The 23384-nt window shown below is 42.8% G+C and carries 29 protein-coding genes; 12 read left to right on the forward strand and 17 right to left on the reverse strand.

Features of this window, described 5'->3' with window-relative positions; all coding sequences use genetic code 11:
* Positions 1 to 74 precede the first annotated feature (74 nt).
* Positions 75 to 251, forward strand: a complete 177-nt coding sequence (locus tag DYE48_RS21260) for a hypothetical protein (protein WP_167449547.1) — start codon at positions 75 to 77, stop codon at positions 249 to 251.
* A 143-nt stretch (positions 252 to 394) separates the two neighbouring features.
* Here the strand turns inward: DYE48_RS21260 and DYE48_RS18145 are convergent, their stop codons facing one another.
* Together DYE48_RS18145 and DYE48_RS18150 are read right to left on the reverse strand one after the other, a co-directional pair.
* On the reverse strand, positions 395 to 607 hold the full coding sequence (locus DYE48_RS18145; protein WP_089654121.1) for a hypothetical protein: 213 nt from the start codon (positions 605 to 607) through the stop codon (positions 395 to 397).
* A 99-nt stretch (positions 608 to 706) separates the two neighbouring features.
* Positions 707 to 1765, reverse strand: a complete 1059-nt coding sequence (locus tag DYE48_RS18150; protein ID WP_115824806.1) for a M20/M25/M40 family metallo-hydrolase — start codon at positions 1763 to 1765, stop codon at positions 707 to 709.
* Between the two features lie 119 nt (positions 1766 to 1884).
* Here DYE48_RS18150 and DYE48_RS18155 point away from each other — a divergent pair, with 119 nt between their 5' ends.
* Both DYE48_RS18155 and DYE48_RS18160 read left to right on the forward strand, forming a co-directional pair.
* Entirely contained in the window at positions 1885 to 2436 is a 552-nt protein-coding gene (locus DYE48_RS18155) for a thioredoxin family protein (RefSeq protein ID WP_115824807.1), read from the forward strand.
* A gap of 48 nt (positions 2437 to 2484) precedes the next feature.
* Positions 2485 to 3534 carry a potassium channel family protein gene (locus DYE48_RS18160; RefSeq protein WP_244199471.1) on the forward strand — a complete coding sequence of 350 codons (1050 nt, stop codon included), beginning with the start codon at positions 2485 to 2487 and terminating at the stop codon, positions 3532 to 3534.
* On the opposite strand, the gene DYE48_RS18165 is transcribed toward DYE48_RS18160, so the two are convergent.
* The 3 genes from DYE48_RS18165 to DYE48_RS18175 all read right to left on the reverse strand — a co-directional run bounded on the left by DYE48_RS18165 (position 3517) and on the right by DYE48_RS18175 (position 7478).
* Positions 3517 to 3933 (reverse strand): YugN-like family protein, encoded by a 417-nt coding sequence (locus tag DYE48_RS18165; protein WP_181898550.1) that lies wholly within the window; start codon positions 3931 to 3933, stop codon positions 3517 to 3519. The genes DYE48_RS18160 and DYE48_RS18165 overlap by 18 nt on opposite strands.
* Positions 3934 to 4016: 83 nt before the next feature.
* Complete coding sequence (locus DYE48_RS18170; protein WP_089654125.1) at positions 4017 to 5366, reverse strand: glucose-6-phosphate isomerase; 1350 nt, start codon at positions 5364 to 5366, stop codon at positions 4017 to 4019.
* Positions 5367 to 6311: 945 nt separating this feature from the next.
* Positions 6312 to 7478, reverse strand: a complete 1167-nt coding sequence (locus DYE48_RS18175; protein ID WP_115824809.1) for an iron-containing alcohol dehydrogenase — start codon at positions 7476 to 7478, stop codon at positions 6312 to 6314.
* Between the two features lie 139 nt (positions 7479 to 7617).
* On the opposite strand from DYE48_RS18175, the gene DYE48_RS18180 reads away from it, so the two are divergent.
* The gene (locus DYE48_RS18180) at positions 7618 to 7857 is read left to right on the forward strand and encodes a DUF378 domain-containing protein (RefSeq protein ID WP_089654127.1); all 240 of its coding nucleotides are present in this window, start codon (positions 7618 to 7620) and stop codon (positions 7855 to 7857) included.
* 66 nt (positions 7858 to 7923) lie between these two features.
* Here the strand turns inward: DYE48_RS18180 and yugI are convergent, their stop codons facing one another.
* A complete protein-coding gene (yugI, locus tag DYE48_RS18185; RefSeq protein WP_089654128.1) occupies positions 7924 to 8304 on the reverse strand; it encodes a S1 domain-containing post-transcriptional regulator GSP13 in 381 nt (126 codons plus the stop codon).
* A gap of 165 nt (positions 8305 to 8469) precedes the next feature.
* Between yugI and DYE48_RS18190 the strand changes: the two genes are divergently transcribed.
* Entirely contained in the window at positions 8470 to 8826 is a 357-nt protein-coding gene (locus tag DYE48_RS18190) for a helix-turn-helix domain-containing protein (RefSeq protein WP_115824810.1), read from the forward strand.
* 269 nt (positions 8827 to 9095) lie between these two features.
* Positions 9096 to 10274 carry a MalY/PatB family protein gene (locus DYE48_RS18195; RefSeq protein ID WP_115824811.1) on the forward strand — a complete coding sequence of 393 codons (1179 nt, stop codon included), beginning with the start codon at positions 9096 to 9098 and terminating at the stop codon, positions 10272 to 10274.
* Between the two features lie 31 nt (positions 10275 to 10305).
* On the opposite strand, the gene DYE48_RS18200 is transcribed toward DYE48_RS18195, so the two are convergent.
* A complete protein-coding gene (locus DYE48_RS18200; protein ID WP_115824824.1) occupies positions 10306 to 10881 on the reverse strand; it encodes a superoxide dismutase family protein in 576 nt (191 codons plus the stop codon).
* An 86-nt stretch (positions 10882 to 10967) separates the two neighbouring features.
* On the reverse strand, positions 10968 to 11162 hold the full coding sequence (locus DYE48_RS18205; protein WP_089654131.1) for a hypothetical protein: 195 nt from the start codon (positions 11160 to 11162) through the stop codon (positions 10968 to 10970).
* Between the two features lie 124 nt (positions 11163 to 11286).
* Between DYE48_RS18205 and kapB the strand changes: the two genes are divergently transcribed.
* A complete protein-coding gene (gene kapB / locus DYE48_RS18210) occupies positions 11287 to 11667 on the forward strand; it encodes a kinase-associated lipoprotein KapB (RefSeq protein WP_089654132.1) in 381 nt (126 codons plus the stop codon).
* Between the two features lie 93 nt (positions 11668 to 11760).
* Entirely contained in the window at positions 11761 to 12471 is a 711-nt protein-coding gene (deoD, locus tag DYE48_RS18215; protein WP_089654133.1) for a purine-nucleoside phosphorylase, read from the forward strand.
* A 34-nt stretch (positions 12472 to 12505) separates the two neighbouring features.
* On the opposite strand, the gene DYE48_RS18220 is transcribed toward deoD, so the two are convergent.
* The gene (locus DYE48_RS18220; protein ID WP_115824812.1) at positions 12506 to 12733 is read right to left on the reverse strand and encodes a hypothetical protein; all 228 of its coding nucleotides are present in this window, start codon (positions 12731 to 12733) and stop codon (positions 12506 to 12508) included.
* Positions 12734 to 12848: 115 nt separating this feature from the next.
* On the reverse strand, positions 12849 to 14324 hold the full coding sequence (locus tag DYE48_RS18225; protein WP_115824813.1) for a leucyl aminopeptidase: 1476 nt from the start codon (positions 14322 to 14324) through the stop codon (positions 12849 to 12851).
* Between the two features lie 275 nt (positions 14325 to 14599).
* Between DYE48_RS18225 and DYE48_RS18230 the strand changes: the two genes are divergently transcribed.
* Entirely contained in the window at positions 14600 to 15082 is a 483-nt protein-coding gene (locus DYE48_RS18230) for a divergent PAP2 family protein (protein ID WP_115824814.1), read from the forward strand.
* 42 nt (positions 15083 to 15124) lie between these two features.
* Here DYE48_RS18230 and DYE48_RS18235 read toward each other — a convergent pair whose 3' ends face one another.
* From DYE48_RS18235 to DYE48_RS18250, 3 genes are all read right to left on the reverse strand, one after another.
* A complete protein-coding gene (locus DYE48_RS18235; RefSeq protein ID WP_244199472.1) occupies positions 15125 to 15826 on the reverse strand; it encodes a 3D domain-containing protein in 702 nt (233 codons plus the stop codon).
* A 99-nt stretch (positions 15827 to 15925) separates the two neighbouring features.
* A complete protein-coding gene (locus DYE48_RS18240) occupies positions 15926 to 16243 on the reverse strand; it encodes a YuiB family protein (protein ID WP_244199473.1) in 318 nt (105 codons plus the stop codon).
* Between the two features lie 732 nt (positions 16244 to 16975).
* Positions 16976 to 18196 (reverse strand): NAD(P)/FAD-dependent oxidoreductase, encoded by a 1221-nt coding sequence (locus tag DYE48_RS18250; RefSeq protein WP_115824817.1) that lies wholly within the window; start codon positions 18194 to 18196, stop codon positions 16976 to 16978.
* Between the two features lie 295 nt (positions 18197 to 18491).
* Between DYE48_RS18250 and DYE48_RS18255 the strand changes: the two genes are divergently transcribed.
* Entirely contained in the window at positions 18492 to 19478 is a 987-nt protein-coding gene (locus DYE48_RS18255) for an NAD(P)/FAD-dependent oxidoreductase (protein WP_115824818.1), read from the forward strand.
* Positions 19479 to 19574: 96 nt separating this feature from the next.
* Here the strand turns inward: DYE48_RS18255 and DYE48_RS18260 are convergent, their stop codons facing one another.
* From DYE48_RS18260 to DYE48_RS18270, 3 genes are all read right to left on the reverse strand, one after another.
* Positions 19575 to 19931 (reverse strand): HesB/IscA family protein, encoded by a 357-nt coding sequence (locus DYE48_RS18260; protein ID WP_089654141.1) that lies wholly within the window; start codon positions 19929 to 19931, stop codon positions 19575 to 19577.
* 131 nt (positions 19932 to 20062) lie between these two features.
* A complete protein-coding gene (locus tag DYE48_RS18265) occupies positions 20063 to 20293 on the reverse strand; it encodes a YuzB family protein (RefSeq protein ID WP_115824819.1) in 231 nt (76 codons plus the stop codon).
* A 68-nt stretch (positions 20294 to 20361) separates the two neighbouring features.
* On the reverse strand, positions 20362 to 20700 hold the full coding sequence (locus DYE48_RS18270) for a YuzD family protein (RefSeq protein WP_089654143.1): 339 nt from the start codon (positions 20698 to 20700) through the stop codon (positions 20362 to 20364).
* Between the two features lie 164 nt (positions 20701 to 20864).
* Here DYE48_RS18270 and DYE48_RS18275 point away from each other — a divergent pair, with 164 nt between their 5' ends.
* The gene (locus tag DYE48_RS18275; protein ID WP_035511544.1) at positions 20865 to 21086 is read left to right on the forward strand and encodes a NifU family protein; all 222 of its coding nucleotides are present in this window, start codon (positions 20865 to 20867) and stop codon (positions 21084 to 21086) included.
* 378 nt (positions 21087 to 21464) lie between these two features.
* Here the strand turns inward: DYE48_RS18275 and DYE48_RS18280 are convergent, their stop codons facing one another.
* A complete protein-coding gene (locus DYE48_RS18280) occupies positions 21465 to 22430 on the reverse strand; it encodes a 2-hydroxyacid dehydrogenase (RefSeq protein WP_115824820.1) in 966 nt (321 codons plus the stop codon).
* A gap of 187 nt (positions 22431 to 22617) precedes the next feature.
* Here DYE48_RS18280 and DYE48_RS18285 point away from each other — a divergent pair, with 187 nt between their 5' ends.
* Positions 22618 to 23124: a phosphatidylglycerophosphatase A family protein gene (locus tag DYE48_RS18285; protein WP_115824821.1), complete on the forward strand. Its 507-nt coding sequence runs from the start codon at positions 22618 to 22620 to the stop codon at positions 23122 to 23124.
* The last annotated feature ends 260 nt before the right edge of the window (positions 23125 to 23384 follow it).

Consider the following 23384-nt stretch of genomic DNA (forward strand, 5'->3'; position numbering starts at 1 on the left):
TAATATCCATCATTCGAGGCAGAATAGTCATGTAACTCCTTTCAAACCATTACTTCAAAAGGAATGATTAAAATATGGGTAGAAGAAATTCATGGTTAGCACTAGGAACAGCTGGGGCCATAGGTGCCGCAGCAATGTATGGGATAAATAGAATGAATCGCAATGGTGGAATGCAGCAAATTGGCCAAAATGTCCAAAAAAGCGAAATGGCTCAAAATTTACAAAACGCTCTCCCAAAAAATAATCAATAACAAAAAGTGGAAGCCATACTTCGTTGGCTTCCACTTTTTGTTATTGTCTTCCGTTCAATTTCAACCTCACACCTTCCTTCGCCGGATAGTGGCGAGGGGGGATGAGAATGAAAATAAAAAAAGGCGCATCCTAGCGACTTTTTTTATGCTGATGGAGACTGCATTTTTTCTGTAGCATCTATAAAGAGACGGAGAGTTGAAGAAACAGTGGATACATCGACGAGACCATCTTCACTATCTTTCACCTTATCGAGTTGCATGAGAAGGTATTCATCATATCCATGCAACTGTAGTTGCCCGGCGCAGATCTTCCCTTTCAACGTCATAATTTGTTGATGCAGTGCTTCCCGATCCATGCAGATCACTCCTTAATATAGAAGATTATATCTGCTATTCTTTCCAATTATGCTTTAAATAAACAAAACACCGAGGGAGACCCCTCGGTGCTGAACAGATTAATCTTCTAGAGGATTCAGACTTTCATTTCCTGTCATATTCTTAATCATTTCAACCAATAAGGAGACCTCTTCTTCGATGTCCTTAACGCTTACAGTTTCTACAGGAGAATGCATATAACGGAGTGGCAGGGAAACAAGACTAACCGGAACACCTTTGCCGGTAAGTCTCATCTTATCAGCATCCGTCCCAGTCATTCTAGGCGTTAGCTCATACTGCACGTCCATTTCAAGAGATTTGGCTGTGCTTTCAAGAAGCTTGTTAATCTTCCTGTTGATCGGGGCTCCTTTTGCAAGTACAGGTCCCCCGTCTAAGCGTACGTCGCCATGTTTATTCTTGTTGACGCCTGGATAATCGGTAGCAAACGTTACATCACATGCAATCGCCATTGTTGGTTCAATGCCGGCGGCAGCGAAATAAGCTCCTCCCATGTTGGTCTCCTCATTGACGGTGCTTGCCGCATAGACCCCTACTTTAATATCTTCTTTAGAAAGCATTCTCAATACTTCCCCTACGATAAATTGTCCTGTGCGGTTATCCAGACCGCGTCCGGCTATGTATCGATCCATCAACAGCTCCGGTTCCCTTTTATAGACAGCAAGATCACCAATTTGAACAAATTGCTCCATCTCTTCTTTCGATTTGGCTCCACAGTCAATAAAAAGATCGTCTAAGCCAAAATCACCTTTCAATCCACCATGATGTTGAGCGTTTACTCCAATGACCCCTGTCAATTCTTTTTCATAGCCAAGGATAGTAACCTTCATTCCTACGGCTGCTTTCGGGTTGATGCCTCCCATTTTGTCAAAATGAAGATAACCTTGATCATCTATACGGTTGATGACGAGCGCAATTTCATCACAGTGCCCGGCTAACAGGATTTTGAATTCCGCTTCAGGATTCAATACAGCGATAGCATTCCCAGCATGATCGGTTTTGATTTCGTCAGCAAATGGACGCATCTCTTTGATCCATCTCTTTTGTATCTCCATTTCCATGCTGGATGGAGAAGGTGTATTAAGCAATTCCATTAAAAAATTCAATCGTTCTTTTTCCATAATCATCCCCCTTTTCTTTTATCATACCAAAAAAGGGGAATACCATTATAATTAGACGCTTATTCTGATCCTAATGAGGGAACATGATCCTGTACGGAGTTTTTAGAGGAGGAATTGGAATGAACTTAGAAAACTGGTTTAACAGAGGAATGACAGCGCAGACCTACGTCGATCACATGCAAACACACCAGAAAGACTTCATTTATATATATGAAAACTTCCCGGTCCCCGTTGAAGATCACCCCATATTCGAAAAAGTACAAAACAAGAAATTACGCGCGATTGTTCTTACAGAGGACTGGTGTGGAGATGCGATGCTGAACTTGCCGATTTTCTTAAAAATTGCAGAGCATGCACATATCCCCGTCCACTTCCTTTTGCGTGATGAGAATTTAGAGCTGATGGATCAGTATTTGACAAACGGACGGTCAAGATCCATCCCTAAAATCATTTTTATCGACACCAAAGGAAATGAGGTGGGAACTTGGGGACCACGTGCTCCCGAAATCCAAGCATTTATTGATGATTCATTAGCAAATCTTCCTGATCAAAATGCTGATGATTTTAACGAAAAACGAAAGGAAATGCTTACGTTCATTACAAAGGCCTATCGTGATAATCGAGACTTCTGGTCTTGTGTCTATAAAGATTTGAAAGAAAAAATATCATGACCCTGCTTCCAAAAGGATTTCCTTATTATTAAGGAAGTCCTTTTATGTTTGAAGAAAGACCTGAACAGCCATACTGAGGATAAAAAAGGGGCGTATGGCATGCAATCCTTAATCCGCCTATACTTCCAAATGCCGCTGTTTTTGCGGTTATTGACTACAGTATTGTTTACCATGTCATTATTTGGGTTGATCATCCATATCATAGAGCCCGAGAACTTCCCCACTTTCTTTGATGGTCTCTGGTGGGCATTTGTGACAGGCGCCACCGTTGGTTATGGTGATTATGTCCCTTTAAGTGCAACAGGGAAAATCATCGCGATTCTTCTCATTCTATCAGGGGGAGGACTCGTGACCTTCTATATGGCGACACTTTCGGCCTCTACCGTCAAACATGAAACAGACTTATCAGAAGGAAAAGTCCCCTACAAAGGGAGCGACCACTTGATCCTTGTGGGATGGAATGAACGGACCCGTCACTTGCTGGACATGTTGGAAGAACAGAACCTTCAAGAAAGAATCGTTCTGATCGACCGGACAATGAACCAATTTTATCAGCGTTTATCCAGTGTGCACTTCATTAACGGAAGTGCCACGAACGAAGAAACACTTGAACATGCCAATGTAAGTGAAGCAAGAATGGCGATCATAACCGCTGATCCATCCATGGAAGAAGAACAGTCCGATCAGACGGTTATTCATCAGATTGTCTCGCTGAAAGGGCACCACCCAGGATTGTTCATCATCGCTGAAGTACTAACCGAAAAACAAAAAATCAATGCAGAACGTGCAGGAGCCAATACCATCATTCGTTCTAATGACTTTATGAGCAGCCTCTTTTACCAAGAACTCTATCGCAACGATCCGGTTAAACCATTTGAACTTCTTCTTGACTTGTTGACCGAACGACAATTTCATGAAGAAACAATTAGTGGTGAACTCATTGGAAAACCTATGCTCAAAGCTTTTGAACACTTCCTGAAAGAACATTATCAAATTATCGGCATAAAAAAAGGCGAAGATCTCTCCTTCGACCTTCACCCTGATATTGTATTGGAAGAAGGGGATGTACTTGTTGTTTTTTCACCCCTTCGAAAGTAAGACCTGTTCAACTTGGGCAAGCAACTCTCTTCCCTTATTGATGTGTTCTTCAGGAAAAGATGCGTCTTTATCCACCGGCTCCTGGAACTGATCGAAAATCGCACGAAAGTTCCCTTCTTTCACGTTATCATCAAGACCTGGATTATATTTATGAGAGAGCAGGAACGGTTCTTTCATTTCAATCATGGCATAATCGCCAGGTGCATCTAAAGAACCTGAGGTTACGACGAACGGAAGACGAATGAATTGGTAACCTACATGATCGTCTATTTTGTAATCAAAATATCCATGCTCATAATCCCAGTTGTCGGAAAGTTTAAAGCCGAGAGCCTTCAGTTCACTCTCCACATCGTTATACGTGTAGACTTGCCCTGTAATTGGTGAAGATAATGGAATCACCGTAATCACTCCTTTATTCCTTACTATGCCCAAACAAAAAAAGCTCAGGTCATCCATTTTCTGGAGGACCTGAGCTTTTCTTTTTATTTCAAGCGTTTTTCAAGTTCTTCTTTTTCTTTTTCGAATCCTGGCTTACCAAGTAGTGCAAACATGTTGACTTTATATGCCTCTACACCTGGCTGGTCGAAAGGATTCACACCCAATAGATAACCACTGATGGCACATGCTTTTTCAAAGAAGTACACGAGATATCCGAACGTATAAGCATCGCGTTTCGGCAGGTGCAAGATTAAGTTCGGCACATCTCCGTCTGTGTGTGCAAGCATTGTTCCAAGGTAGGCTTTTTCATTTACCTCGTCCACTGTAGCTCCCGCGAGGTAATTAAGACCGTCCAAGTTCTGGCTGTCTTCCTCGATCGTAATGTCTGAAGATGGTGTTTCTACATTTAAAACCGTTTCAAACAAATCACGACGCCCTTCCTGTACATATTGTCCAAGAGAGTGCAGATCAGTGGAGAAGTTTGCAGAAGCAGGGAAAATTCCTTTTTGGTCTTTTCCTTCGCTCTCACCAAACAATTGCTTCCACCACTCAGAGAAATATTGAAGGGATGGCTCATAGTTCACAAGCATTTCAATCGTTTTCCCTTTGTTATAAAGGACATTCCTAACGGCAGCATACTGATACGCAGGGTTTTCGGAAAGCTTATCTGTGCTCAACTCACTTTGAGCAGCCTGAGCACCTTTCATCATTTCATCAATGTCGATTCCGCTTGCGGCAATTGGAAGAAGACCAACTGCCGTCAAAACAGAATAACGCCCACCGACATCATCCGGTACGACAAAAGATTCGTAGCCTTGTTCACCAGCCAGTGTCTTAAGGGCCCCTTTTTCTTTGTCAGTTGTTGCATAGATTCGTTTACGCGCTTCTTCTACGCCATACTTCTCTTCAAGGAACTTACGGAAGATACGGAAAGCAATGGCCGGTTCTGTCGTCGTTCCACTCTTAGAGATGACATTGATGGAAACATCTTTGTCTTTAAGTACATCAAAAAGTTCATTCATGTATGGCGCACTGATGCTGTTACCAATGAAGAACACTTGTGGAGTGCTTCGGTCTTCAGAAGACAACTCATTGTAAAAACTGTGATTCAACATTTCAAGCGCAGCACGTGCCCCTAAGTATGATCCACCGATTCCGATGACCAGCAAAACATCAGAGTCTGATTTGATCTTTTCAGCGGATTTTTTAATACGTGCGAATTCCTCTTTATCGTAATCCTCAGGTAAATCCAACCATCCTAAAAAGTCATTTCCTGCTCCTGTTTTTTCGTGTAGGGATTTGTGCGCAAGGGAAACCGCTCCTTGCATGTATTCTAGTTCATGTTCACCAAAGAAAGGCAAAGCTTTTTCGTAATCAAAACGAACATGTGTCATTGATGACCCTCCAAATCGTCATTTTTTGCTTGACCAATTTCACTTTATCGAAACCTTACCTTCAAATCAAGCAATCGCCAAATTGTAAACGGATACATTGAAAACTTTCATACATCTGTAAAAATTATGGAATATCACTTATCCAATAATAACCAGACAACTCAACAAACGCTCCCGTTTATGGAAGACTCAGTTTCGAGACTTTTGTTGAGTGGATGGGGGCTGCGGGGAACGGCTCGCTTTCCGCGGGAGCGCTGTGAGCACATACCGCGCATCCTTAAAGAAAGCCTTGCCTAGTTGAAATAATGAATGACAATTCCTGGCCATGGATACGGGGTCAGGGAAACGACGATTTGCGGTGTTTGGAATTAGTCAGTAGAAAAACACACACGTTCGTGTCTCCATTCGTTTTTCATGCGGACGTTTCCCAGACCCTGTTCCCACGCCTTATTCTTACTGGATCTATGGTTAAAACGACTCTATAACGGCTTTAGTGAAAAGGGCCTTTTTACAGAGCACGGCAGGTTACTCTTAGAGGGATTTCGAGAACCTCATATGGCAAAGGGGCGGAGGGAAACGGTGAGACTCCTACCTTAAGTGTGGAGGCGCCTCGATCAGCGGCGTATGGACTGGACTGAGCTGGCGGAGATAAAGGAAACACGAAGAACGGAGTGATTCGATGTTGACTTATCGTACAGAAGCGAGGGAAGTCTCACTAGCCGCTAGGCGCCGAAACCGGATATCTAAGAGGAAGTGCGTGGTAGATGAGACCCCGCAGAGCGTTAGCTCGAGGAGGCTCATCACTCGCCCACGGAAAGCGAACCTTTTCCCGGAGCCCCTAAACTCCCATAAAAGTCTCGAAATCAAGTCTTCAAGAAACCTGCCATTTAGCTGAATAAATGGATAAAAAAATCGGAGGGGTTCCCCTCCGATTTTTCACATATTTTATTTGGACATCTCCAAGATTTTTTGAACGTCTTCTTCATGCAATTGATTGAAGTTTCCGAATGGTCCTCGTTTCATTGCACGGTCGACAATCACATCGAATTTGTCGTCGCCAATATTGTAATCAGCTAATGTTTCAGGAGCTCCGATTGAACTCCAGAAGGAACGTAGAGCCTTGATGCCCTCTTCGGCGACTTCTTTATCCCCTTTTCCTTCTGGGTTGACACCAAACACTTTCACAGCCAAACGAGCAAATCGTTGTTCGTTGACTTCCAAGTTATGCGTCATCCAGTTTGGGAATAGAATCGCAAGTCCGCCTGCATGTGGGATATCATAAACGGCAGAAACTGCGTGTTCGATGTTGTGACTGGCCCAGTCGCCGCGGTAACCCATTTGAAGCATACCATTCAGCGCAATTGTACCTGCATATAGAATCGTTTCTCTATGTTCGAGTGATTCCAGGTCTTCAAGAAGCTTAGGTGCTGTATCAATAACTGCTCTCAGTACACCTTCCACCATCTCATCTTGCACAGGAGACTGTGTTGGGTTATGGAAGTACTGCTCAAACAAGTGTGTCATCATATCAACAATTCCATAGATCGTTTGGTCTTTCGGAACACTTACCGTGTAGGCAGGATCAAGAATAGAGAAAGTCGGATTCGTTAGAGGAGCTGCACCCCATCCGTACTTTTCATTCGTTTCCCAATTCGTTATGACAGCACCTGCATTCATTTCGGACCCTGTAGCTGCTAAGGTCAGTACGGTTCCGAATGGAAGAGCTGATTCAGGCTTCGCTTTTCTTGTAACGAGATCCCATGGAGCTCCGTCGTAATTCGCTCCAGCTGCAATCGTTTTTGTACAATCAATGACACTTCCTCCACCTACAGCAAGAAGGAAATCGATGTTTTCTTCTTTACAGATCTGCACCCCTTTTTCCACAGTGGTCAGTTTAGGGTTGGGTTCTACACCAGATAGTTCCTGGACTTCCACACCCGCTTCGTTCAACTGACTCATCACTTGGTCATACACACCGTTTTTCTTTATACTTCCTCCACCATATACAATAAGCACTTTTTTAGTGCCGTCCGGTAACTGGGAAGGTAATTGACTAATTTGGTCCTTACCGAAAATTAATTTCGTTGGATTATGAAACGTAAAAGCATCCATAATGAAATTCCCCTTTCTAAACTGAGCGTACGATGATATTATCCCCGAATTCCAAGGTATTCTCAAAAGATATGCAATTCGTATAATATTTTTTTCTGTGTTTAAGCTAATAAAGTATAACAAAAAGGAGGTGTTTTAGATGAATTGGTTAAATCGTGTGGCACTTCTTCTAGTCATTGTTGGAGCAATCAACTGGGGGTTGATTGGTTTATTTCAATATGATCTTGTCGCTGGACTTTTCGGAGGTGGTGAACAAGGAGCATGGCTGTCACGGGTAATTTATACACTTGTCGGTATTAGCGGACTTATCGTCATATCTCTTTATTTTTCACCGGTTGCCGAACATGAGGAATCCGCGGCACCTGATCCGGCGGAATAAACTTAAAAGATGAATCAACATAAAAAAGGACCTGTTCCATGGAACAGGTCCTTTTCAAATCTTTTCTTATTTACGGAATTTCTCGCGGTCGTCGGATTGTTTGATCCAATCTTCCAGCTTGTCTTTCAGCGTGTTGAAACCAGCTGTTGATTCTTCTTGCTTAGGTGCTGCTTGCTTACGAGGACGACGTGTTGCTTTTGGAGCTTCTTGCGTCGCACGGATAGAAAGAGAATATTTATTGCTCTTTTCATCGATGTTCAAAATTTTAACTTGTACCTCGTCACCTTCGGAAAGATGCTCGTTGATATCCTTAACGTAGCCGTGAGTTACTTCTGAAATGTGTACAAGACCTTGAACTTGCTCATCTAGAGCAACGAACGCACCGTATGGCTGAATTCCTGTAACTTTACCTTCTAAAACTTGACCTTCTTGAAACTTATCTGACATGCTATACAACTCCTGATTTAATTATTATTCGCTTCTTTTCACGCAATAAATGATTTTACCATAAAAGAGACCATTTAGCAAAGTAAACTTAAACTTCTCAAAACGTTTGAAATTTCTCCCCCGATAAAGTGGTATAATATAGGAAAGAACAGAGGAGGTATGGTTATGTCTACTGGTAACAATATCCGCAAATACCGCGAGTTGAAAAACTTCACAAAGGAAGAACTGGCTATGAAAGCGAGAATTGGGTTCCATACTCTCGAAAGTTATGAAACTGACGAACGGATTCCAGAATTGGATACAATCCTTAAGATTTCAACTGTCCTTGATATCCCTGCTTCTGAATTATTGGAAAACCATGAGGAAAACTCCTCAGAAATTGATGAAGAGTTACAAACTCTCATACAGGAAATTGGCGTGAAACGTTCAAAACTCCTACTTAAAAAAGCCCGTGACTTCTCAGAACAGGACGTCCTTCGCGCAATGAATCTCCTCTATGATTTAAATCAACAAAAAAATTAAAAAATAGGTTTATAAACTATGAAAGATGGTTATATTAAATAACGTAAGACTTTCTCGTATTCCCCCTGTGTAAGCAGAGCGAACGTTCGCTTTGCTTTTTTTTTGGTCTTTTTTATCAAATACTCACCAATAGCAACACTGATGATGACTATGCATACAATGTATCTTTGTTCTATTCGTGGAGTCCTTGCACACAAACAACATATTTTCATTCAACCGTCCGATTCGGGTAAGATAGATAACAAATTGGAGTATTGGAGGAAAACGCTATGGAACGTTTTGAAGAAGTCGTTTCAAGAAAAGGAACAAGGTCCGTCAAATGGGATATGGCGGAAGATCTTTACCAAGATAAAGAAGTGCTGCCGATGTGGGTCGCTGATATGGACTTCAAGACTCCATCAGCCGTAACGAATGCTATAAAAGAAAGAGCAGAACACGGAATTTTCGGATACACGATACCTGATGCCAAAGTCAAAGAAAGCATCACCCATTGGCTCGAAAACCGCCATCATTGGAAAATAGATCAAGAGTGGATCACTTATAGCCCTGGAGTTATTCCATCCTTGCATATGATCATTCAATCGCTCACAGAAATCGGGGATCATATCATTATCCAGACGCCGGTATATCCTCCCTTTTACAGCGTCATCAAAGATCACGGAAGGCATGTGGTGAAAAACGCTCTTCAACTAAAAGAAGAGCAATATGAAATTGATTTCGCTGATTTTGAAAAGAAGATCAAAGAAAATGACGTTTCCATGTTCATCCTTTGCAATCCTCACAATCCCGTTGGACGAGTGTGGAAAAAAGAAGAACTGGAAAAAATGATGGACATCTGCTTAAAATACGACGTAAAGGTCGTTGCGGATGAGATTCACGCAGATTTGATTTATAAAGGAAACGTCCACGTCCCTATAGCGAGTTTATCAGAAGAAGCGGCCAAGCAAACCATCACCTGCTTATCACCAACCAAAACGTTCAACTTAGCTGGACTCCAGGCTTCTTACGTCGTCATTCCTGATGAAACAGACAAGAAGAAAGTTGACCGTCACTTTAAAAACCAGGGAATGTTAATGCTGAACACATTAGGCGTGACAGCCATGGAAGCGGCTTATGAGCATGGTGAAGAATGGTTAATAGAATTAATGGATGTATTGGAAAATCATCGCGATTACGTCACCCAACGGTTCCAAAACGAAACATCTTCGATCCGCGTTTTTCCAGCAGAAGGTACCTACCTTCTATGGTTGGACTGTAGAAAACTAGGGATGGACCAAACAGAGTTGAAGCGTTTTATGCAAAAAGAAGCGAAAGTGGGCTTGAACGATGGTGCTTCCTTTGGTGAAGAAGGAGAAGGATTTATGCGCCTGAACATAGCCGCTCCGAAATCGATCATCGAAGATGGTGTCAACCGTATCATCGAGGCGGTGAAGGCACAAGAGCAATAAAAAAAGGTCTCCCTCTAAGGGAGACCTTTTTTTAATTTCCTTCCTGCTTCTTATCAGGCTCTGTAGGATCACTCGTTTCATCTTCGTCCGCTTTTAAAGTAATTTTCCCACAAGCGATTCGTTCCCCTGAATCTCCTGCCGGCTGTGTCATCCCATCATCCTGACCGCTATGAATCACGATGGATGTCCCCTCATCTCTAAGTAAAGACTTCTGACCTTCTTTCAACTTGGCTTCAGGCAACATTAATTTCGTATCCACCATACCACTTTGATCTGCTTCCACATTCGGCATGTCCCCGACGTGAGCTCCCTCAGGATTCATCAAACCATGGTCTTTAGAAAGGGGGTTGAAGTGATTTCCGGCACTCTTGAAATCCGGAGCTTCACATTTCGGAAACTCATGAATATGGACTGCGTGCATCCCAGGTTCGAGCCCTTCTACTTTTAATTGCACCTCGACTCCTTCCGATTGTTCAGTCAATGTTGCTGTGCCAATTTTATCGTTGTCGGCATTATAAATCGACGTATTCAAAGGAGAACGCTCTTCCCCCGAACACCCATTAAGAATAAACACAAATGCTATCAATAACCCGATTGAAATTCTCATATAAATCCTCCGTTCGATGAAATACTCCATGGATAGTATCTCCATCGATTTATAAAATATAACAAAAGCCACGTCAGGCTCAGGCCCTAACGTGGCTTTTCATTCTTTTTATTGGCATTCGCTTCTACTTTGTAGGCTTGATCTACTTTCTGCTCTTCTTTTTGGGAAATTTTAATGAACCAGATCATTGTGACTGCGGCAAATACAATAAAAAGCATTAACATAACGATCGCAGGAATATACTCTGATTTATCTTGAGGGAAATATAGAAATTCCATCATAGGGCAACACATCCTTCTAACTAGAAGTATATCAAAAATCCACCTCACCAATGAAGAGCTTCACGATATCTTCACAATTTCAATTTTTGTTACAATAGATGGAGAAAGTGAGAGGAGTGAGTGTATGTCAGAGTTTCCAAGCGGCTCCATTGTGAAAGCCCATTATAAAACAGGTATTTATATCGGTGAAGTCGTCGAAGACCGCAACCGCTTTTATCTTGTAAAAGTCCTGGCCGTCGATAAACACCCAATGCAAGGGGACCTTCATAACCCCGGCAAAACAGAAGAAGTCTTTTTCCATCAGCGGAAAGCTTTAAGCTACAATGAAAAAGCGAATGTACAAAAAGAAGCGGTCAAGCCTTTTGAAGGGGAAGTTCCTTCATACGAAGAGTCTTTAAAAGAAGCCGTAGATGCGCTTAAAGCAAAGCTTGAAAGAAGAGAGACGGAATTCAACCAGAGTGCAAAAAAGCAGCTGGATGATTTAGAAAAGCAGTACTTTGGCTAAATGGGAGAATGACAGCGCTTTTTTTCGTATTTGTTTTCTATTCAAGGGTATGGTAATTTTATATAGTCAAAAGTAATGGAGGAGGTCATATCCATGACAACACATATTGGAGCGAAACCCGGAGACATTGCAGACAAGATCCTTCTTCCTGGTGATCCGCTACGAGCGAAATACATTGCAGAAAATTTTCTAGAAGATGCGACATGCTATAACGAAGTACGAGGCATGTACGGTTATACAGGTACTTATAAAGGTGAAAGAATTTCCGTTCAGGGAACAGGCATGGGAGTTCCTTCCATCTCCATTTATATCAATGAATTGATGGAAAGCTACGGTGTTCAAAAACTGATCCGTGTCGGCTCTTGTGGGGCCTTACAAAGCGACGTTAAAGTTCGTGATGTCATCCTTGCTTCTACTTCCACTACGGATTCGCAGATGAACCGTATGGTCTTCGGTGGCATTGACTTTGCACCGACCGCTGATTTCAACCTTTTGAAAAATGCGTATGATGCGGGAACAGAAAAAGGCTTGAAGCTGAAAGTCGGTAACGTATTTACCAGCGACAGCTTCTACCGTGATCAAGCGATGGATCTTTTCAACTTGCTTGCGAAGTACAACGTGCTGGCAGTGGAAATGGAAACAACAGCGCTTTACACGCTGGCAGCGAAATACAATCGTCAGGCTCTATCCGTTCTGACCGTCAGTGACCATATCCTGACAGGTGAAGAAACGACAGCGGAAGAACGCCAAACGACATTCAACGAAATGATCGAAGTGGCTCTAGAAGCAGCGATTCAAGACTAATAAACAAGCACCCCTACAGCTGTAGTGGGTGCTTTCATTTTAGTGCAACATTCTCTATATCGTTTATATTGACTACATAGATACGGTCGCCAATGCTGATAAAAACTTCCTCACCCCACACTTTTTCCATTTTTCCGAAATAGTACCCATCCAACGTATGAACGATAAGGAAAGTCCCTACATTCTTTTCTACCATGCGTAGGATGGCACGCCTGCGTGGCGTAGAACGGATTTTGCGCCACAACGACGTCAGTTGGAACATCTCCCAGCCTCCCCGCTCATTAACCTCCCTATATGTTATACGCCTGTTATCTACGAGGTGCGAGGTCTGGACCTATAAAAACATAAAAACCTCCCGGCCCCGGGAGGTTTTTAAACTATTTCACAATATACTGGGCTAAAGTTTTGGACATGACACCTGTCGGACCTTTAGGACCCAAATCGTGCGCACCTTCAGCAATGGATGTACCTGCGATATCCAAATGAACCCATGGTACTCTTTCAACGAAGGCACCGACAAACGCTCCCCCCATGATTGGATGAGCTTTTCTCGTCGGCGAGTTATTCAAATCAGCAATCGCACTTTTTCTCACTTGCGCTTTATAATCATCATTGTAAGGTAAAAGCCACATCGGCTCTCCTACAGATTTCCCTGCGCCCTCAACATCTTTATAAAAATGTTCATCGTTTGTCATGGCGCCTGTCATCCAGGAACCTAGTGCCGTGACGACGCCGCCAGTTAAAGTAGCGACATCAATTACTCGATCCGCACCCTGACTCTGAGCGTAAGTGACCCCATCAGCAAGGGCAAGACGGCCTTCTGCATCTGTATTCAAAACTTCAATCGTCAAGCCGCTCATAGACGTAATCACATCATCCGGCTTGAAGGCATCGCCTGATATCATATTGTCGGATGATGGAATCACAGCAATGACGTTCTTTTTCGGCTTCAATTGACCAATGGTTTCCATAGCGCCAAGAACAGCTGCCGCTCCTCCCATATCACCTTTCATGCCTGGCATTCCGGTTTTCGGTTTAATCGAATAGCCACCTGTGTCATAAGTAATCCCTTTTCCAACAAGGGCGGTGACATCTTTCCATTCTTCCAGTCCCTGATATTTGAGCACAATCATTTTGGGCGGTTCTACAGATCCTTGATTGACGGCCAATAAAGCTCCCATTCCCAGCTCTTCCATATCTTCTTTCTCTAGAATGCTCAACTCGAACCGATAGTCTTCCGCCATCGTTGTAGCAAACTCAGCCATTTCAGATGCCGTCAAAATATTCGCAGGCAGATGAACCAAATACCTTGCCGTGTTCACCCCATCCGCAAAGGCTTGCCCTCTATATAAACCTTCAAGGACAGCCTTTTCCTCTCGTTCTGTCCAAACGGTGAGTTCATTAATGTCGACCGGCTCTTTTTGATTGGTCTTAAAAGAAGGGAGACGATACGTAGACGTCAGCATAGCTTCCGAAAGAAGAGCGGAGTATCTATCTACATCTTGCCCTTCAGGAATAAGACTCTCAAGTAAAACAGTCACAGACGAGATTTCGTCTTTGATTAAGCTTTGAAATATACGACCAAATGTCTTGCGGCACTTGTTTTCGTCAAATTTATGTGAGGATCCGAGACCAATGACATAGATGTTCTTCAAGTCACTTTCATTCATAACTAAAACCTTATCCAGTTTTTTACTTTCCGTAGACAAATGTCCTGCATCTATGTACGCTCCAAGATCGACTCCACATGAATCTTTCACCTTGTCGATCATATGCTTGTTCACTTCTTTTTCGTCAAAAAGACCTACAAGTAACGATCCCGTATCATTCCATTCGTTTGTTACAGTAAACATATTGATACACCTCCATACTAAGTATACACAATCCCACTATGTTTTCCTTGTGAAAAAGATCATTTCTTCGATCTTAACTTAACATGAATATAACTATCTCGCTCCATGGAACATATGGTATAATGACTTTGCTCCATCACCATATAAACGCTACAAAAAGAACATGCCATCATTTTATGGATGCACTTGATTCGTTCACCCATGCTCTATTTTATGAATGAACAACTACATAGATTGTCATTTCTATTCCCCGGAAGATCAGAAAGGATGTCAACATGCTATTAGATTTAGTGCAAAACTTCCCCCTTTGGGCGTCGATCGCTGCTATTCTTTTCGCCCAAGTGATTAAAATCCCTATTCAATTCATAGCATCCAGACAATTGAATACCAGCCTCGCCTTCAGTACAGGCGGAATGCCAAGCAGTCACTCCGCAGCTGTTACCGCTCTAGCCACAGGTGTTGGAATTGAACAAGGATTCGGATCATCCGTTTTTGCTATTGCCTGTGTGTTCAGTATCATCGTCATGTTCGACAGTACAGGAGTAAGGCGTCAAACTGGCGAACAAGCCATTATGTTGAACATCTTGCTCAACGACTTCAACCGGTTCGTAAGTGAAGCCAAAGCCTGGCAGCAAAAAGAAGGCTATCAAAAGAAGGAAGAACTAAAAGAACTTTTGGGCCATCAGCCGATTGAAGTTTTCTTCGGGGGACTGACAGGCATTCTGCTCACCTTCCTTCTTCACTCTTTGATCTATTAAACGAAAAAATCTCTTCCGACATATTTTTGCGGAAGAGATTTTTTATTGGCTCATTTGGGAGCGGAACACCTGTAACGATTCATCTTCATTCAATTTCTTCAAATATTCTTCAGACAGACGGCCGTTCCCCTCTTCCACTACATAAACATCAATGGTTTGCTTTCCCCACTGCTTGTACACATCATTTACGGTTGGAAAATAAAGATCGAGCTTATTCCCTTTGATAGCTCCCCCAATATCTGCAACCACTCCATACCCATAACCCGGAATAAACAATACAGTCCCTAACGGAAACATGTCTAAATCAGCAGCAATAGTAGAATATAAATCCCGCTTCACATTTACACCTGAGTACGTAATTCCATATCCGGGATGCTCCGGGGTTTTACCTGTCGATTCATATCCTGCCGTATAACCTGTCGCTACAACTTCATGACTCGGGTATTGACTGAAATCAATCGTATCTTCTAACAGTTCCACCGCTTCTATGACTGCACTGGATACATAGGTTTGTGGAGCATTTTTCACCTTTAAGCTTTTCTCAGAAAGGTCTTGATCTTTTTGAAGGAGCGCCTCTCCATCCAGGGATTCTCCTCTGAATTTAGATGCCAGCCATTCGTCAAAATCTGAAAGCGATAAGTTGGTTACATTCGTAAAAGTACTATAAAGAGCAAAGCTGAACAATAGAATAAAAAAGATAGACTTCGTCCGCTTGTTCATGAAATCACCTCTAGGTGTAATCATGTCCAAGCTCGTTTTTTTTATTCAAACGAGTCTTCCTACCCTCTTCAACCAAGCTCATAAAAAAAGCTAACAGCACGATGTGCCGTTAGCCGTTCTGTCTTAAAACATTTGGTAGCCACTTTTACGCAATTTCTTAATAACTATACCAGCCACTAGGGTACCGACGAATCCACTTGCTAAGATGACGATATCCACAAGCTTGAGGTTGAATAATTGCTCAAAGACTGTAGGGAAGGCGTTCCCTGGAGCCGAAAAGTATTCTGTCCATGAAAAGTCATCAACAATGAATAGGACGATGACCGGATAAACAAAAGCCATCAACCACGAAGAACGCAAAATCATATTTAATAAGAAAGAGATTCCGAAGAATAGCACAAAAAATAACAACATTGACACGATGAACTGCACGATATTCACTAACGTTTCCCCCTATGTATGTTCAACGAAACACAAACGAATCCAAACCTCATTCTATAACGGTTACATAAAAAGCGCAAGAGCTCTCCCATATCGATACAAATGCTTAAACAAATTGGCAGGGTGGCGGAAGACTCGATTTCGAGATGTTTCCGGGGTTCGTTGCCTGGTTGTGCATCAGGGGTGTCTGGGAAGCTACTCGCTTTCCTGTGGGGGAGTGGCAAGCTTCCTCGGACTTCGTCCTGCGGGATCTCGCCTATCTCCTTTCTCCCACGGGAGTCTCGCAGCTTCCCAACCACCCCATTCGTCGTATTCGGGTAACGAACCCCTATACCGAAGGAGACTGTCTTCCACTATCCTGGTATTATATGCATAAAACGCTCTATACCAATCTTTACGCACCCAAAATAGCCACCTTGGGAGTTAGTTTTTCTTTTGTTTTCACTGGGATAAAAGCTGCTTATTCTGAGTGTGGTTTCGAGACACTGATATGGTAAAGGGGCGGAGGGAAAAGGTGAGACTCCTATGGGACGTGTGGGACAGGTGAGACCCCGGAAGGCGTAGCCTGAGGAGGCTCACCGCCCGCCCCATGGAAAGCGAACTGTTTCCCGGAGCCCCTGTACTCCAACAAACATCTGAACCTTCAGGAATAGGGCACTGTTATGGAAGAGGAATGTTCAATTTCCCATAAAGAAAAGCGAAAGCAGTGGATCTGCTTTCGCTTTTTTATAATTAATGGAAGAAGTTTAGTTTTCCTTTTTTGAGGACGAGTGGTACACCGCCTAGTTTTAGCAGGTAGCGGTTATCGATGATTTTCTTCATCGCCGTTGCTGACCATCCGAACAATTTCTTATCATCAAAGACTACGCCTATCGCATCATTATGACCAAGGGAGGCTACGGTCCCTTTCAAGTCCGGCTCAAATGGTTCAAGGTGATCCTCACCTCTGATCAGACGTGTGAGGTTCGCTGCTGTTTGCTCTGCCTGCTGGATAGCAATTTGTGCTGTTGGAGGATAAGGGCGTTCCGTTTCCTCGTTCATTACCAATGCACAGTCCCCTACGATGAAGACATCGTCGTAACCCTCTGGCCGCAGGTCATCTCCGACTGGGATACGTCCGCGGTTTGCTTCAAATCCTGCTTTTTCAACAAGAGAGTTGCCGCGTACACCAGCAGCCCAAACCACCGTGTTCGTCTCAATTTCTTCACGCTGCTCGTCTTTCTCGAAAACGAGCTTGTTTTCAGTAACTTCTTTGATCATCGCCCCAATTTTGAATTCGACGCCTCTTGCTTCTAAGGAGTTCATCGCGTACTCCACAAGCTCCGGATCGAACCCTGGGAGTGCCGTTGGAGCAGCTTCAACGTTGATGATGCGTACTTTTTCACGTGGGATGTCGTATTCTTTACAAAGTTCCGGTACACGGTTAGCGAGCTCACCTACGAACTCGATGCCGGTGAATCCGGCACCGCCTACGACAATGTTTAAACGTTCTTGCTTTTTCTCCGCTTCATTATTATATTTTGCGAAGTTATATTCAATGTGCTGACGAATCAATCGCGCACTGTTGATGCTGTTTATGGTGAAAGCATTCTCTTTCAAACCAGAAATACCGAAAGTGGCAGACTCAAAACCAAGTCCGATGACGAGGTAGTCGTATGAAAGCTCACCGTTTTTGAGCAATACTTTCTTATCTTCGGGTTTGATATCCGTCACGGTATCTTGTACAAAATTTACTTTACTCGTATTAATGACGTCACTGATTTGGATACGCGTGCGGTCATGGTGTAAGGTACCCGCAGCATTTTCATGCAACCAAGTGGTTTGGTAATGGTAACTATGCTTATTGACCAGGGTCACATTTGCATCATTTGCACCTAGGCTCTTCTGTAAATTCACTGCTGTCATGATTCCGCCATAACCGGCACCGAGAATCACAATGTTTGGGTTTCTCATGGTTAATCACTTCCATCTCGTATTAATGATCCGTTGACTAATGCTTGTGACTACTTTCACACAAGAAAACATGAAAAAAACCTGAGTCGGTTTCAGGTGAAAATTGTCACAAATGTTTACTATATTATCTGATTTTATCTTAGACCTTTTCCTAACCATTTTCAACCCGAAAGCCCTTTATCGGAATTATTCATCAATTAACCTTTTGTAAAGGTTTACATTCCCCTACTGTTCCCATCAGAAAATTTTTTATGATAGAATGTATTTTAGTGAAATTTTCATCAGGAGGTTTATTATGAGTGAAAAAATATACGATATAACGGTAATCGGCGGTGGTCCAGTCGGTTTATTCACAGCATTCTATGGCGGAATGCGTGAAGCTAGTGTAAACATCATTGAAAGTCTTCCTCATTTGGGAGGCCAACTTACAGCTCTCTACCCTGAAAAATACATTTTTGACGTTGCTGGGTTTCCGAAAGTACGAGCACAAGAACTTGTCGACAACTTAGAGGAACAAGCGATGATGTTCAATCCTACAATTTCTTTGAACCAGGAAGTGGTTTCTGTAGAAAGAATGGATGATGAAACCATCAAGCTAACGACAGACAAGGACGTTCATTACACGAAGACTATCATTATCACAGCAGGTAATGGAGCCTTTCAACCAAGAAAACTAAAGATTGAAGATACCGAACGCTTTGAAGATACAAACCTCCATTACCACGTTAGCAATATGGACAAGTTCCGTGACAAAAAAGTCATGATTGCTGGTGGCGGAGACTCTGCTGTCGACTGGGCCCTTATGCTTGAGCCAATTGCTGAACAAGTGACTCTCGTCCATAGAAGAGATAAATTCAGAGCGCACGAACATAGTGTGTCACAGCTCAATGAATCCAACGTCAGAATTATGACTCCATTCACTCCTGAAAAAATGATTGGCGAGGAAAGCATTGAACAGGTGGAATTAAAAGAAGTAAAAGGGGATCGAGTAGAAACGATTGATGTTGACGATGTAATTGTAAACTACGGTTTCATCTCCTCCCTTGGCCCGATAAAAAATTGGGAGCTGGAAATTGAAAAGAACAGCATCGTCGTCAATTCCAAAATGGAAACCAATATCAAAGGCATTTATGCAGCGGGGGATATTTGCACCTATCCTGGAAAAGTGAAATTGATTGCTTCTGGTTTTGGTGAAGGTCCAACAGCCGTCAACAATGCTAAAGCCTATATCGACCCAGGCGCACGTGTCCAACCTAAACACTCGACTAGCATGTTTTCATAAAAAACAAAAGGAAGAAGCCTTCTAAGTGGGCTTCTTCCTTTTTAGATTCCAAGATAAGAAAAACCTTTCTGTAGAAACAGAAAGGTTTGTTTTTAATTAACAATTTGGATCTGGGGTTCCCGCATTTGTTGCTGTTTTGAATGAAGATCCACAACCACAGGAAACAATCGCATTCGGATTATCAATGGTGAACCCGCCACCCATCATATTCTGTTTGAAGTCGATGGTCGTACCTTCGACAATAGCGGCATCTTGACGGTTAATGACGACCGGGATTCCACTGGACTCCTCTACAAGATCAAGTTCCTCATTGATTTCATCTTCGAAGCCCATGGCATAAGACAATCCACTGCAGCCTCCACCTTTGACACCGAAGCGAAGACGAACATCTCCTTCTTCTTTCATCATCTCTTTGATCTGGTGACTTGCAGCTTCTGTGATATTCAGAATCATACCAAGCCTCTCCTTTCTCTTCTTATCGTCAGTATACTAAATGGCAGAACTTTTAATCAAACATCCCGTATTCTTAAACAAAAGGCACCCTTATTTAAAGGATACCTTTTCATTTCCATGGTTACACCGTTTTATAGGGTTTCGTCCAAATGTTCATAAATCTTATCGACTAATTCATCCGGTGTATCGGCCATGACACGCTCTCCTTCTACAACTGCATATAACGTCTGGGAACATAGTCCACAGTTTCTTAAACACCCATATTCGACAACATCAAGATCAGGGTCTTTCTCAAGCGTTTCTTTTGCTTCTTGCGAGCCACTGATCAAGTTATTGATACAAAATTCAATTAATGGATTCATCCGCTTCACCTCTATATTGGATGAAACCCTATCTTATCCTAATCATATCATACCGTCCACAAAACCTGCTATGAAATTTCCTTTGGCTGGAGTCCATTCTTATCCAAGGCCTTATAGACTTTTTTCAACTTGGGATCTCCCTCGCCTACAATTTCATTCTCAACGAGGACGAGAGGATAAAATAGTTCGTCATCTAACAGCTGTTGGATAATGGAAGAGTCAGCGCCATTCCGATCTTCTTCATGGATATCATAGTAATTGTAGGTAACCATTGAATCATTATACTTTCTTCCTATAGCCGCCTGCAGCCACTCATATGTCTCCCTCGAACCAGGTGCATTGACACAACTGGCACATTTTACATCAGCTCCATAAACCGCTACTCTAACTTTCTGCTGTTCCCCCATCCGTACCCTCTCCCTTTTATGTTACGTTTTTTCCATTTTACAAAAGAAAAGAAAAAAGATAAAATGATAATAGTTCTCAATATTAATGTACAGAGACTTAGACAACCATAGATTTTTTAGTCATTTCGTTTTATAATGATACTTAAGAAAGGGGAAGATTGAACATGCATGAACAGGTTCAAGAGGTACTCAATAAACTTCGCCCATTTTTACTACGTGACGGTGGGGACGTCGAGCTTGTCGATGTTGAAGACGGAATCGTCCGCCTGCGACTCATGGGTGCTTGCGGAAACTGCCCTAGTTCCACAATCACTTTAAAAGCAGGAATCGAAAGGGCTCTTGCACAAGAAGTACCAGGAATTTACGAAGTCGAACAAGTATTTTAATACACCTAACCAAAAGAGCCGCCCAAAATGGAGCGGCTCTTTTTTTGTAATACTCATCCCTATCTCAGTTCAACATAAGCACATTCTGGCATGGATAGTGGAAGACACCCATCTTCGGAAAAGGGGTTCGTTTTTCAGTCTCATGGAATGGGGTGGCTGGGAAGCTGCGAGACTCCCGTGGGAGAAAGGAGATAGGCGAGATCCGCAGGACGAAGTCCGAGGAAGCTCGCCACTCCCCCACAGGAAAGCGAGTTGCTTCCCAGCCACCCCTCACGCTCAATATGGCAACGAACCACGAAACATCTCGAAATCGAGTCTTACACAGTCCTGCCAGATAATTCAAAAACGCTTTAATGAAATTTAAGAGTAATCAGTGCTTCAAATGACAGGTGTGATTAATGGTTTGCCTTGGAAGTGATGGACGAGGTTATCGAGACTAAGCCTCATCATTTTATATCTTGTTTCCATCGTCGATGATCCGATATGCGGTAAACAGACCACTTCAGGGCATGAAAGCAATGGGTGTTCTGAGGAGATCGGCTCTTGTTCAAATACATCAAGTCCAGCCCCTGCAATCTTTTTGTTAATGATCGCCTCATACAGCGCTTCTTCATCTACCGTAGCTCCTCTGGAAGCATTGATGAAGAAAGCCTCCTTTTTCATCCTATTGAAAGCATCCTTATTAAACATGTGTTTGGTTTCATCTGTCAAAGGGGTCAAACACACGACATAATCAGCTTGTTCAAGCAACACCTCAAAATCTAAATAGCTCGCACCAAAGGTCTCTTCCGCCTCGGGTTTACGAGAACGGTTATAATAAAGCACATTCATGCCGAAGCCTTTTGCTCTCTTTGCAACTGCTTCTCCAATTCTGCCCATCCCGACGATGCCTATTGTTTTCCCGTGAATATCCGTACCTGCTAACATCAACGGAGACCAATTCTCCCACTTATTGTCTTTTATGTATTGACTTGCCTCGATCATTTTCCTCGCCGTGGCCATCAATAAACCAAATGTGAGATCCGCTGTTGTTTCTGTAAGCACATCTGGTGTGTTGGTTACAGCAATATTTAGACGCTCAGCTGTTTTCACATCGATATTATCATAACCGACGGCCATATTCGCTACGATAGAAAGATTATTGGATTGGCTGAGAATTTGTTCATCTACATCTTCTGTCAACATGGTCATTAAACCATGAGAAGATTGGGCTTGTTCTATTAGAACTTGGCGCCCTACAGGTTCTTCTTCACGTGGCCACATTACAATATCCAAGTGCTCTCTATAAGGGTCCACGACTTCATCAGGGAGACGACGGGTAATAAAAACTTTTGGTTTTGTCAATGATCGAACCTCCATCTTTTTTTATTATTTTATCATAGCAAATGACCGATGAGACTTTCCAACCTTCTACACTTTTGCACCTTCAGGGAGAAGTTTTGATATAATGAACATAACACCGCTCGTTTGTGCAATAATAAACGCGGGTATGGTACAGTGCAAGTCATGATGAGCAGGGAGGTTTTTCACTATGGCAGAAGAAAGAAAAGTATCCACTCTTGAAAAAACAGCAAGAGATTGGCTGGTGGAAAGAGGGGTCACCATTGATGACATTGCTGACCTTGTCTATTACTTACAGTCTAAATATCACGAAGACTTGTCCATGGACGACTGCCGCTTCAATGTGAATAAAGTACTGACAAAGCGGGAAGTTCAGAATGCAGTCATTACTGGGATTCAAATGGATCGGTTAGCAGAAAAGAAAATGCTTGAAGAACCATTGCAGTCGACCATAGAAGTAGACGAAAGCCTTTATGGAATTGATGAAATCATCGCCTTTTCCATCGTAAACGTTTACGGATCCATCGGTTTTACAAATTACGGTTACATCGATAAACAGAAACCAGGAATCTTACAAAAACTGAATGATAAATCTTCAGGGGAATGCCACACATTCCTAGATGACATTGTCGGTGCCATTGCAGCCGCCGCATCCAGCAGACTTGCCCACACCATCGCTGGAGATCCAGAAGTTTAATAAAAATGAATGATGAACGCGTAAAGTAGTTCAATGACGTGTACGACATTTCCGTACCTTCCCATTGAGCTGCTTTTTATTTTCCTCTAATCTCCTTCAATAAAAGCTCCCTTTAGTTGAAGACTCAGTTTCGAGATAACCGGGTTCGTTTGCCGTATTTTGAGTCAGGGGTGGTTGGGAAGCTACTCGCTTTCCTGTGGGGGAGTGCCGAGCTTCCTCGGACTGCGTCCTGCGGGATCTCGCCTATCTCCTTCTCCCAC

The sequence above is a fragment of the Halobacillus trueperi genome (genome assembly GCF_003386945.1).
GTDB lineage: Bacteria > Bacillota > Bacilli > Bacillales > Halobacillaceae > Halobacillus > Halobacillus aidingensis.